Origin of the sequence: Aminiphilus sp. (genome assembly GCF_029975095.1) — a bacterium.
Lineage (GTDB): Bacteria > Synergistota > Synergistia > Synergistales > Aminiphilaceae > Aminiphilus.
The window spans coordinates 17,564-29,840 of record NZ_JARKPW010000197.1 but is presented as its reverse complement, the minus strand read 5'-3'; the positions used below and the strand labels follow the sequence as shown (position 1 = coordinate 29,840).

At 58.2% G+C, this 12,277-nt stretch carries 9 protein-coding genes; 8 read left to right on the top strand and 1 reads right to left on the bottom strand.

The window, feature by feature from the left end:
* Positions 1-207 precede the first annotated feature (207 nt).
* Positions 208-1,416 (bottom strand): PLP-dependent aminotransferase family protein, encoded by a 1,209-nt coding sequence (locus tag Q1K49_RS12675; protein ID WP_300526369.1) that lies wholly within the window; start codon positions 1,414-1,416, stop codon positions 208-210.
* 999 nt (positions 1,417-2,415) lie between these two features.
* Here Q1K49_RS12675 and Q1K49_RS12670 point away from each other — a divergent pair.
* The 8 genes from Q1K49_RS12670 (at position 2,416) to Q1K49_RS12635 (ending at position 12,245) form a co-directional block, all read left to right on the top strand.
* Positions 2,416-3,654, top strand: coding sequence for a type III PLP-dependent enzyme (locus tag Q1K49_RS12670; protein WP_300526368.1), 1,239 nt, complete (start codon positions 2,416-2,418; stop codon positions 3,652-3,654).
* 761 nt (positions 3,655-4,415) lie between these two features.
* Positions 4,416-5,813, top strand: a complete 1,398-nt coding sequence (locus Q1K49_RS12665) for an HD domain-containing phosphohydrolase (RefSeq protein WP_300526367.1) — start codon at positions 4,416-4,418, stop codon at positions 5,811-5,813.
* Positions 5,814-6,225: 412 nt separating this feature from the next.
* Positions 6,226-7,368: an alanine--glyoxylate aminotransferase family protein gene (locus Q1K49_RS12660; protein ID WP_300526366.1), complete on the top strand. Its 1,143-nt coding sequence runs from the start codon at positions 6,226-6,228 to the stop codon at positions 7,366-7,368.
* Positions 7,369-7,372: 4 nt separating this feature from the next.
* A complete protein-coding gene (gene serA, locus Q1K49_RS12655) occupies positions 7,373-9,013 on the top strand; it encodes a phosphoglycerate dehydrogenase (protein ID WP_300526365.1) in 1,641 nt (546 codons plus the stop codon).
* Positions 9,014-9,016: 3 nt separating this feature from the next.
* The gene (locus Q1K49_RS12650; protein ID WP_300526364.1) at positions 9,017-9,655 is read left to right on the top strand and encodes a histidine phosphatase family protein; all 639 of its coding nucleotides are present in this window, start codon (positions 9,017-9,019) and stop codon (positions 9,653-9,655) included.
* Positions 9,656-9,900: 245 nt separating this feature from the next.
* On the top strand, positions 9,901-10,953 hold the full coding sequence (locus Q1K49_RS12645; protein ID WP_300526363.1) for an HD domain-containing protein: 1,053 nt from the start codon (positions 9,901-9,903) through the stop codon (positions 10,951-10,953).
* Positions 10,954-10,967: 14 nt separating this feature from the next.
* On the top strand, positions 10,968-11,201 hold the full coding sequence (locus tag Q1K49_RS12640; RefSeq protein WP_366146072.1) for an Rdx family protein: 234 nt from the start codon (positions 10,968-10,970) through the stop codon (positions 11,199-11,201).
* Between the two features lie 72 nt (positions 11,202-11,273).
* The gene (locus Q1K49_RS12635) at positions 11,274-12,245 is read left to right on the top strand and encodes an RluA family pseudouridine synthase (protein ID WP_300526362.1); all 972 of its coding nucleotides are present in this window, start codon (positions 11,274-11,276) and stop codon (positions 12,243-12,245) included.
* Positions 12,246-12,277 lie beyond the last annotated feature (32 nt).

Here is a 12,277-nt window from a genome sequence, read left to right as displayed (position 1 = left end):
GTCTCAGGCGCAGGGGAGGTGTTCCTGGAATGTCATCTGGGTTTTCGGCGCGGATTCTTTGAGGGATTCCCTGTTCGGATTGTCCGGGGAGGAACGAATGGCCGGAGTCGTGCGGGCCGGTCTCACGGAAAGAACAAGCCCCCGCCGGAAAGGCGGGGGCTTGTTCGTGTTCCGGAGTCCTCGTGCGGGTGCAGCGCGGGTGGTGCGTCACTTTCCCAGGTCGCCGATGGCGAGAGCCAGTCGTTTCGCTCCCTCTTCACATTCGGTCTCGCTCGCGAAGGTGAAGCAGGTCCGGGCGAACTCGTTTCCGCCCCCGCCGGGGAAGAAGGATTCGCCGATGACGAAGGCTACGCCGCGATCCACGGCCTTGTAGAAAAGCTCCTTCGTGTCGATTCCGGGGAGACGGAGCCAGAAGAAAAAGCCCCCCTGGGGAATGGCATATTCCGTCTTTTCCGGGAGACACTCCCGGAAGGCCTTCGCCATGCCGTCCCGTTTGTGCCGATAGTGAGAGATGATCTTGGGAAGGAACCCGTCGAGATGTCCGAGACGGCAATATTCGTACACCAGGGCCTGTGCTACCACGCTGGTGCAGAGATCGCTCCCCTGCTTGACCATGACCATTTTCCGGATGATGTCCTTGGGACCCACGACCCAGGCCACGCGGGTTCCCGGAGCGAGAATCTTCGAGAAAGAGCAGGCGTAGAGGACGATGTCTTCCTTGTCCATGGAGAAGATCGTGGGTTCGTGTTCGCCGTCGAAGCGAAGATGGCCGTAGGGGTCGTCCTCGAAGATGGGAAGGCTGTATTGTCGTGCTGTTTCAAGGAGGGTGCGCCGACGAGCTGTCGACAGGGTATATCCTGAGGGATTCTGGAAGTTCACGATGGAGTAGATGAACTTGACCTTTTTGCCTTCCTTGCGCAGGGATTCGATGATGCCGGGAAGAAGACCTACCTGCATGCCCTCTGCGTCGCAGGGAACGGAGACGAAGCGGGCTCCCCGGTTTTTTAAGGAATGAAGTGCTCCCGGATAGGTAGGAGCCTCGACGATGACGATGTCACCGGGGTCGAGCATGACCGCGGCGAAAAGATCCATGACCTGCTGCGAGCCCGTGGTGATGCACATTTCCTCCGAAGCGGTCACACGCCCCATGCGGGGTGCCATCCATTCCGCGAGAAAAGCCTTGAGCGGCTCGTATCCCTCGGTGGCGCCGTACTGCAGGACTTCCTTTCCCTTGCTCGCGAGGATTCCCGATGCCTCCTCGAATTCCGCCACGGGAAAGATGTCCGGGTCGGGCATGCCCCCGGCGAACGAGATCATGCCGGGTTTTTTCGTGAGCTTCAACAGCTCCCGAATGGGCGAAGGTTTCAGAGTGCGCCCCACCTCCGAGTACAAAGATTCCCACATTTGCGCGGACATGACGATTCCTCCTCTTGCAGAATGTGAAGCTCCTCGTGGACGTTTGCTGCTCCCCCTCGTTTTCCCTGACCGGAATTTCCTTGCGAGGCGGAAGTTGCTTGTCCGGTGTCTTTTTTCGAAGCAAGCTCCGGCGTGCTCCGCCTTGGGTTCGATGTGCTTCTTTGCCCGTTTCGAGGAGAGTATACCACTTTTGTACGCAGGAACGTGCGTTGGACCTTACTCGCGGTTTCTTGAGAAAGTGTCCTACCGTCGGTTCCACCCGATCGTACGATCTTTCGGGAGTTCGGTTTTTTGTCCCGGCCTTGTATGATTCTTCAGAATCATGAACGAAGGGACTTGCACAGTGTTATTCCTTCGCTAGAATAGAACAAAGCATGGAAAATATCTCTCCACCAGGGATGGAACGATCATGAACGCAAGGATGCTTCTGTGGCCGAGTTATGATGAATTCGTCGAACAGTACACTCCGAGGCGAAAAGCGCGGCTCGAGCAGCGAGAGGACGCGCGTTTCCCTTTTTATCCTCATGGTGACGTGGAAGGAAGTCCTTCCAGGGAGCTTCGGGAAGCACTGTTTCGCGCATCTCAGGTTGCAGGGGGGCGTGTGGTCGGGCTTGTTCCACGGCAGACGACGCTTCTTCCGTCGGCTTCTGCCGTGGGAGAGGAACATCCCTCGGACAGTTCGGTTTTCGCCGCATGGAGTCCGGGTTTTCGGGCATTGCGCGAAAATACGGCCAGACAAGCTTATCGCGTGCATGACAACCCTCGTTATACCAAGGAATTTTTCTCTCCCGCCTTCGTCCTCCAAGTCTGAAACAGGTGAAACGTTTCCTCTGCGGTATTTTTGCTTTTGAGAAAAATGCTCCGATCCGTTATCGAATTGAGAGAAAAAAGCAGAAAAACCGTTGCCTCGAGTGGCCTTCCGTTGTTGCGAATCCCTTTCCCAGCGCGTACACTTACCCTGCTTTTCGACATCCTCATTTCGGGGAAGAACCTCGGGGAATGAGCAAGAAGGGAGATCGGTACGTGGAAAGCACAAAGGATTTCGAGTTCGATCTGGAGCGCTACATTTCGGAGGAGCGTTTCCAACGTATCAAGACGTTCTGCCGGGACAAGGAAACGCCTTTTCTCGTGATCGATCTGTGGAAAGTGGCGCGGAAGTACCAGGAATTGCAGGATGGATTGCCTTTCGCGAAGATCTATTACGCGGTGAAGGCCAATCCGAACGAGCAGATTCTGCGCATGCTCATCGACAAGGGAGCCTGTTTCGACATCGCGTCCATCCATGAACTGGATCAGATGCTGCGTCTCGGTGTTTCTCCGGATCGTCTCAGTTACGGTAATACGATTAAAAAGGCCCGTGACATTGCCTATGCGTATCAAAAGGGAGTGCGCCTCTTCGCCACCGACTCTGACAGCGATGTTCTCAAGATCGCGGAAAACGCTCCGGGGTCTCGCGTGTTCTTTCGCATCCTCACCGACGGAAGCGGAGCAGACTGGCCGCTCTCGAGAAAATTCGGTGCCCATCCCGACACGATTTACCGCATCATTCTCTCGGCGGCGGAACTCGGTCTCGATCCCTACGGTATTTCCTTTCACGTGGGGTCGCAGCAGCGCGATATCGGTCAGTGGGATCACGCCATTGCGACGTGTAAGTATCTCTTTGATGCGACAAGAGAGCAGGGAATCGCCCTTCGGATGATCAATCTCGGAGGGGGATTTCCGGCGAATTACCGGGCACCGACCCTTGCCACGGAGGTCTATACCCGGGAGATCACCCGGTTTCTCCAGGAGGACTTCGGCGATAATTTACCCGACGTCTTCGTCGAGCCCGGAAGATTTCTCGCGGGGGACGCGGGCATTCTCGTCACAGAAGTGGTGCTCATTGCCAAGAAGTCAGAGTTCAACCAATACAACTGGGTCTATCTGGACGTGGGAAAATTCGGGGGCCTCATCGAGACACTCGACGAGGCGATCAAGTATCCCATCTACTCCGAACGGACCGGACCCTGTCAGCATGTCATTCTCGCTGGTCCGACCTGCGACAGTGTGGACATTCTCTACGAGAACGAGAAATACGAACTTCCCGCTGACATCGAGGAGGGGGATCTTCTGTACTTTTTTACCACCGGGGCATACACGCAAAGCTATTGTTCGGTGAACTTCAACGGATTTCCTCCCTTGAAAGCCTACGTTTTCGACGAGGAAGAGTTCCGTGAGAAGGAGTGCGTCGCCCCCTGACAGGGGATGCAGAAACAGGCTTCGGAAAAGACACGGAGACGACCGGGGAAATTTTTCCGGTCGTCTCCGTGTCTTTCAGGGGGCAGGTCGTCGCCTTCCGTTCCGTCCGAAAGTGACTTGCAAAGGTGCTTTCTTGAGGAGATTTCTTCATACGCTACTCAACCACACCCTACCTACCCTACTTTACGTGTCCAACTACGGGGCACTCATTACCTTGGAAACTGCTTACCGTTGCCTTACTGCCCTTGGAGGAAGGCGATCAACCTGCCTACAGTTGCATTCTAGCATGCTTCATTTTGTTAGTCAAGTGTCTTTGTGTTGAGATTTTTGACAAGGGCACTTCGTGGATTTCCGGGAGATGTTTTTTGTTCCCGAAGAGCATTTTCTGTTCCGCAGTTCTTTTTTCGAAACCGGAATGTTCGAGTGATCCTGTGCGGGTTCGTCCGGTCCGCTGGATTCTCACGATGCAGCGCTCGTCGGAACAAAAAGCCGGACACCTCTTTCTCTTGTTCCAGCGCGTTCCGGAACGTTCCTGCCGTACCGGCTGCTTTTGAGAAAGGCTTCCGGAAAAACGTTGAAACAGCAGTCCTTTCTTTTGCAAGGGTGTTGTGAAAGTTGAAAAGATTTGGGAAAATGAGAGTCGGGAAAGAAGGAGTTCTCGGGGGCCTCTTGCACCGTTCGGACGAACCTCCAGTCTTTTTTCTCGTGTTTTCTCCGCAGTAACGATTCCTGTAAAGAGAAGGGGAGAGGGGGTGCTCTTCGTGGCGGACGAGAGAACGATCCTTCTGGTGGAGGACGAGCTCATTTTTGCTCAGGATCTTCGGAACAAGCTGGACAGAGCGGGTTTTTCCGTGGTGGGAGTCGCCTGTACAGGCGACGAGGCGCTCGCTTTCGTGGAGCGCACGCCTCTTCGTCTCATTCTCATGGATATCCACCTCAAGGGAGGCGAGGACGGTATCGAAACGGCGCAACGAATACTCAGCCGTTTCGATGTCCCCATCATCTACCTCACTGCTTACGCGGACGAGGAAACCATTGCGAGGGCCAAGGCGACGAGTCCTTACGGATATCTACTCAAGCCCGTGGACGATCTCACTCTTCCGGCGAGCATCGAAGTCGCACTGAAAAAGCACGAAATGGAGCGGCTTTTGAAGGAAGGGGAGCAATGGCTTCGCGGAACACTCCGAAGTCTCGAAGATGCAGTGATCAGCACCGACGCCCATGGCAGGGTGAAGACCATGAATCCTCGGGCGGAGCTTGTTACCGGCGTCGGAGAGGAGCGCGCTGCGGGAACGCCCGCCGGAACGCTTCTCTCTTTCAACGGTGGGGACGTGGATCCTCTCGGGCTGGCATTGCGGGAAGGCAGGAGCGTTTCCTGTGCGACCCGTGTTTCCTTTTTTGCCTCGGCCTCCGATGTCTCCATGCCGGTGAATGTCTCCGCCTCGCCGATTTTTTCCACGTCGGGAGCGCTGGTCGGAGCGGTTCTCGTCTTGCGGGACCTCACTGAAGCCGAAGAAATGCAGCGTCGTCTTCTCGAACGGGACGAGGATCTCCGGAAGAGCCTGCTGCGACTGGAGGAGTCCGTGCGGGATACGGTAAGGACCATGGCGAAGCTCGTGGAGGTTCGGGACCCTTATACGGCGGGGCATCAGCGGCGTGTGGCCGAGCTTGCCAAGGCCATCGCGGAAAAACTCGAGCTGGGAAGAGAGACGGTTGATGCGGTGTTCATGGCGTCTCTGACGCACGACATCGGCAAGATCAAGATCCCCTCGGAAATCCTGAGCAAACCGGGAAAGCTGACCGACATCGAATACATGATCATCAAAACACATCCCGAGGTCGGCGCGGAGATTCTCGGTTCCGTGCGCCTTCCCTGGCCTCTGGACAGAATCGTTCACCAGCACCATGAACGCCTGAACGGTTCCGGCTATCCCAGGGGGCTTTGCGGAGATTCCATCATGGTCGAGGCCCGAGTGCTCGCTGTGGCGGATGTGGTGGAGGCCATGTTCTCCCATAGGCCCTACAGACCGTCCCTCGGCATCGAGAGTGCTCTCGGCGAGGTGCAGAGCAAGGCGGGTTCTCTCTACGATCCCCATATCGTCAAGGCCTGTTGCGCCCTTTTCGATGAGGGGTTCGCCTTCCTTCCTGAAACGGGGTGACATACGCCGGTCAAACTGTCTTTTCGTTTAGAAATCCTCCTTGACCGCGGCACGGATTGGTGCTATAAGTGACACCAACATTTTTCTCTGGAGGCGGCGTTATGTTTTGGATCTTCTTCTCCCGATCTCTTTGTGGCGCTGGTACCTGCTCCTCTTCCCGGTCTTGGGGAGAGGATATGTTGCGTTTCCCGGCACCGCAAATGGAGGAGTGGAAGTAGCGGATATTTCGGAAAGTATTCCACCACGACGATGCGGAAGAGGGCCGGGAGCGTTTCCCGGCCCTCTTGTTCGTTTCCCGTTCACAATGGAACTTCAGGTTTTTCGACGGGAAAGATGTCATGTCCGAAGAGGGGAACAGGCCCGGAAGGGCGTGGTGTTGCAAAGGGAAATGCGCAGACGGGAGGAATGTTTTATGGGAAAGTTTCTTTGTACGCCCGGTCCGGTTCCGGTGCCGGACATGGTCGCCGCGGCGGCGGCGCGGCCCCTGATGAGTCACCGGGAGCCGGATTTCGGTTCCCTTCTCGGCCGTCTTCAGAATCGTCTTCGGGATCTCCTTCACGTGGACGGACCGGTGTTGCTTTTTCCCGGTTCGGGGACCGGGGCGCTGGAGGGAATGCTCGGCGGAATGCTTCGCCCGGGCATGAAAGTGCTCTCCGTTTCCTGTGGTGCCTTCGGTGATCGTTTTCGAGATATTGCTCTCCGCATGGGGGGAGATGTCGTTTCCGTGGATGTGCCCTGGGGGAGCAGCGTCTCTCCGGAGCGGGTCCGCGAAGCCCTTCAGGAAAACGGAGATGTGCGGCTCGTTCTGCTCACCCACAACGAGACCTCCACGGGGGTCACGAATCCCATATGGCGGATCGTTCGAGCCATGCCGGAGCCCCGTCCTCTCGTTCTCGTCGATGCCGTGAGCAGTCTCGGGTGCATGCCCTGTTCTCCCGAAACCTGGGGCGTGGATGGTCTGGCCTCCAGTTCCCAGAAAGGGTTGCTCACACCTCCCGGCGTTGCGCTTGTCTGGCTCTCTCCGAAAGCATGGAAGGCTGTGGAGGAAACACCTTCCCGGAGCGTTTTCTTCGACCTGCGGGCACACCGGACGTTTCTCGACAAGGTGGAGCCACAGAATCCCTATACGCCTCCGGTGACGCTCTTTTACGCTCTCGATGCCGCCCTGGCCTTCCTCGGCGAATACGGTCACGCCCGGTGGTTCGCCGCACGAAGGCGTTTCGCCCGGACTTTCGCGGAAGGAGTCCGTGCTCTGGGGTGCACGCTTCTGGTGGCGGAGGAGGCGCGTCGCTCTTGGGGGGTGACGGCGCTGCGGGTTCCCGGCATGTCGAAACGCCTGCAGAAGACGCTTCGTGACCTCGGGGTCGAGGTGGCGGAGGGGCAGGGGCGGCTCAAGGAGGACCTGATCCGCTTTGCCCATTACGGCGATCTCGGCTGGCCGGAGATCGCCTTGTATCTGGGAAGCCTTTATGCGGCCCTTCGAGAGTGCGGTGCCGATCCGAAAACGGGTGCTCTCGAGGCGGCGTACGCGGCATGGAATAAAGAAGGAGCGTGAGGACATGTTCAAGGTACTCGTCACGGAGCCTGTTCACGAGACAGGACTGGAGCTGCTGGCAAGGGATCCCGACATCCAGGTGGAGCAGAAGCTCCGGCTGTCGAGGGAGGAACTTCTCGACGCGGTGGAAGGATACGATGCACTGCTCACGAGGAGTGGAACCCCTGTCGACCGTGAACTGCTGCTCCGTGCGACGCGTCTGAAGGTCATCGCCCGAGCCGGAGTGGGTGTGGACAACATCGACATTGCCGAGGCGAGTCGGCGGGGTGTGGTGGTCATCAACGCCCCTACGGGAAACACCCTCGCCGCGGCGGAACTCACCATGGCGAATCTCCTCGCTCTCTGCCGGAAGGTTCCCCAGGCCTATGCATCCATTCGCGACGGAGAGTGGGAACGCAAGCGCTTCATGGGAACGCAGCTCTTCGGAAAACGTCTTCTCATCGTGGGGCTGGGGAGGATCGGCGGAAACGTGGCTCTCCGCGCCCGTTCCTTCGGTATGGATGTCTCCGCGTTCGATCCTTACGTGTCGGCCTCGCGAGCGGAATCGCTCGGAGTGACGCTCGCGGAGGAGCTTCCTGGAGCCCTGGCTCTGGCGGATGTGGTGACCCTCCACGTTCCCCTTACGGCGGAGACAAGGGGAATGATCGACGAAAAAGCCCTGCGGGCCATGAAACGGGGGAGTTTTCTCGTCAATTGCGCCCGGGGTGGCCTCGTGGATGAACGGGCCTGTGCGGAAGCGCTTCGGGAAGGACGTCTCGCTGGGATCGCGTTTGATGTCTACGGAGCAGAGCCTCCGGGAAAGGAACATCCTTTTCTGGCGGAGGACCTACGGGACCGAATCGTGCTCACCCCGCACATCGGAGCGAACACCAGGGAGGCCCAGTCCGCAGTGGCCCAGATCGCCACGTCGAATCTCGTGAACGCCCTCAAAGGATTTCCCTACGAGCACGCGGTGAATCTTCCTTTCATGGAGGGACAGCTCCCTCCCCTCGAAAAAACGTACCTTTCCCTGGCGAGAAAACTCGGCAACCTCGCGGGGCAACTTCTGCGGGGAGCGCCAAAATCAATCCGGCTTCTCCTCAAGGGAGGGCTGTTCAAGGAAGACTCCTCTCTCATTCACTTCGACGTTCCCTACCGCTACGCCCCCTACACGGTGGCGGCTCTCAAAGGGCTGCTGGAAGTCCGCCACGGTCCCGAGGTGAGCTACATGGCAGCCCCTCTCATGGCGGAGGAGCGACATCTTTCCGTCGAGGAAGGGAAGGGCGAATCCGGGACCTACAAGAATCTTCTGGAACTCGTCGTGGAGGGAGATCGGGAGAGCGTTGCCCTTCAGGGGACCGTTACGGAGGAAGGACGACAGCGCGTGGTCCGGTTGAACGGTTACCCCATTGAATTCATCCCTGAACGGCGTCTGCTGCTCTTCAGCAACCATGACCGGCCCGGGGTCATCGGTAAGGTGGGGACGCTGCTCGGTGACGCCGGGGTGAACATCGCAAATTTCGCCCTGGGGCGCAAGAACGGCAGCGGTCTTGCCCTGGCGGCCCTGCAGATCGACAACGACATCGCTCCCGATGTGGTGCGACAGTTGTCCGAGGATGCGGATCTGCTTTGGGCGGCCGTGACGACCTTCCCGGAGGAACTGTGACCCATGCGCATGTATTGGGTGCGCCATGGCGTTACTGCGTGGAACGAGGAAGGGCGCTTTCAGGGGAAACAGGACATTCCTCTCAACGCGAGAGGGAGAGAACAGGCGAGGTGCGTGGGAGAAGCCTTTGCGGCCCGTTCTCTCGATCACGTTTATGCCAGTCCGCTTTCCCGGGCGAGAGAGACCGCCGAGGCGGTCGCATCCCGCCTTGGCCTTTCCGTGGAACTTTTGCCTCGTGCGGCGGAGATCGACCATGGAGAATGGGAAGGACGCCTCGCCGCCGACGTGGCGCGACGTTGGCCGGAGTTGCTGCGGCGCTGGCATGAGATGCCCCAGGATGTGCGCATGCCCGGAGAGACCGGGGAATCTCTGGAAGATGTTCTGTGCCGGGCGAAGGAGGCTCTTGAGCACATTCGAAGCCGGGGCGGGGGCGAGGTCCTTCTCGTGGCTCACGATGCTGTTCTCAAGGTTCTTCTGTGCCATCTTCTGGAGATGCCCCTTTCGGGGTTCTGGAAATTTCAACTGGGAAACGGGAGTATCACGGTCCTTGAGGAACGCTCGGGTGGATGGCGTTTTTCCGTCATAGGGGACATGTGCCACATGGGTGATGCCTTTGTGCGGGAGGAACAGAAAGGGCTCTGAGGCGAAAACGGAAGGCGAGGCGAGACGAGACGGTTTTCCCCGCTTTGCCTCGCCCGTTTCCGCCACCACGGAATAGAGAAATGACGTCTTTCCCCGACGCATGGAGCAGTGCTCTTGCGCGAGAAGCGGTGACGGAGAACCGCTCTTCGGGTACACTGTCTCTCAAAGAGCACTGGAGGATGTTTTCCGCGACACCCGTGCGGACCCTGTCGTCTTCCCGGCGATGACTGTGAAGGAGTGACTCCATGAGTTCGGAGCAGCAACGACTCAGCACGAGGCAGATAAAGGAACTCGGAGAAAACGAGAGTTTCCGCGGTGTCTTTCTGCTTCAGCGGCTTTCTCCCAAGACGAGCCCCAAAAACGGACAGCCCTATTGGGACTGCTCCGTCATGGACGGCGACGGCGGCATCGACGCCAAGATCTGGAGCAGTGCGGACTGGATCGATCTTTCCTCCGGTGTAGGACAGAAAAAGAAAATGAACCCCCTGGGCGAGGGGTTTGTCCGGAGCATCGAAGGAACATCCGTGGGCGTCAAAGGAAAAGTAAATTCCTACAGAGGTCAGCAGCAGTTCGTCTTCGAGGAAATCTATCTGGTTGACCAGGAGAAATATCCACCCCACCTCTTCGTCCGAAAATCGGCGATTCCCCTTGAGGCACTGGAGGCACGTTTCCGGAATCTGCTCGCCCGGGCAGACGAAAGAAGGCGCTCCTTTCTCGAACGCGTCTTTTCCGGCGAACTCTGGGAGCGATTTCAGGTCATTCCTGCGGCGGTGACACACCATCATGCCTACGTACACGGTCTGCTCGAGCACACGGTGATGGTGACGGAGTCTGCGTTGGCCATGGCGGACAGTTATGTGAAGAGTGGTACCCGGCTCGATTTCGGTGTCGTGATCGGAGGAGGTCTTCTCCACGACATCGGAAAAATCGATGCCTACGGGTTGACTCCGGCTCCGGCCATGACACTTCCCGGAGCGGTGTTGGATCACGTGGCTCTCGGTTTCGCCCGCTTCCGGTCCCTTGCCGATGCCTTCGACCTGGATGAAGTGACGGCGATGCATCTGGGGCATATCATCCTGAGCCACCACGGAGAGAAGGAATATGGTTCACCCGTACTTCCCGCCACCCGGGAGGCCCTGATCGTCTCGGCGGCGGACGAGTTGGATTTTCGACTCTTTTGCTACGACACCGCCGTGGAAACCACCTCGCCCGGAGGTGTGAGCGACTATCATGCGGTGACCCAGAGGCGTTACTGGAAATGGGTCGACTCCATGCAGGAGGCGACCGAAGAGAGATGAGAGGAGGAGTCGTGATGCGCATACGAGTGGAGTATTGTACCGGTTGAGGGTACCTGCCGAAAGCGCTCGGCGTTGCCGAGGCATTGCTTGCGCGGTTCAAGAACGACATCGCTTCGCTGGAGCTGATTCCTTCGGAGGGCGGTGTGTTCGAGTTTTTCGTGGAGGGCGAACTGGTGTACAGCAAAAAAGCGACGGGGCGGCATGCGGATCCGGCGTTCCTCGTGGAGGAAGTCGCGAAGCGACTGTAGCAGTGGCAGTCCTGGTGCATTGGAGCGGCGGAAGGGTTCCGCCGCTTTTCTCTTTTTCGGAGGTGTGTTGCAGTGGGGAGGACGTTTCGAATCACCCGGGACGATTGCGGACGACGTCTCGACAGGGTTTTGCGGGGGCTTTTCCCCGACGTACCCCTGGGAGCCCTCATGCGGGCTGTTCGAAAAGGGCTTGTGCGGGTCGAGGGGAAAAAAACAGTCTGTTCCGCCCATGTGGAGGAAGGACAGGAAATCCTTGTCCCTTGGGAACCGGTCTCTCCGGAAAAAAAAGAACGGACGGCGGATGCGGAACCGAGAGAAGCGGGGCTTTCCGCAGCGAATCCCCGGAAACGAGTGACGAGTCCTGTTCTGTACGCGGACGAGCATGTTCTCGTGGCGAACAAACCCGCCGGCGTCCTGAGTCAGCCTTCTGAGGCGAGAGGAGACTGTATCGCCGAAGAACTTCTGCGGAACGGGCAGACCTCTTCACTGGCCGTTCCGGTGCATCGCCTCGACAGGAATACGTCGGGAGTGCTTCTCCTCTCCCTGTCCCGGAGAGCATCCAGGGTATTGCACGATGCGTGGCGTTCCGGCGGTGTGGAGAAAATCTATTGGGCCCTCGTGGAGGGGACGCTGCCCGAATATGGCAAGATCGACCTTCCTCTCCGAAAGGATGGGGCCACGAACAGCGTTGCTGTGGACGACCGGGGGAGCGACGCATTGACGGAGTTCGAGCGCATCGCCTGTGTCGAGGGAATGTCCCTGGCCAGAATACGGCTTTTGACGGGGCGTTCACACCAGATCCGGGTACATCTCGCCCATATCGGACATCCCGTGGTGGGAGACGGGAAGTACGGGTCCACGGTGCACAGGTCTTTTTCTCCGGCGGCAAGGCGTCCCCTCCTGCATGCCCGGGCACTTTTTCTGCCTGTTCTGATCCCACCGCTGGAGCATCTCTCGGGACGAACCTTTGTTGCGCCTCTTCCCCAGGATTTTCGAAAGGCTCTTTCCGGGATGGCTTGGCAAGCTTACCTGGAGGGGGTATAATGAAGCCGGGAAGGGAGTGGAGAAGAATGAGC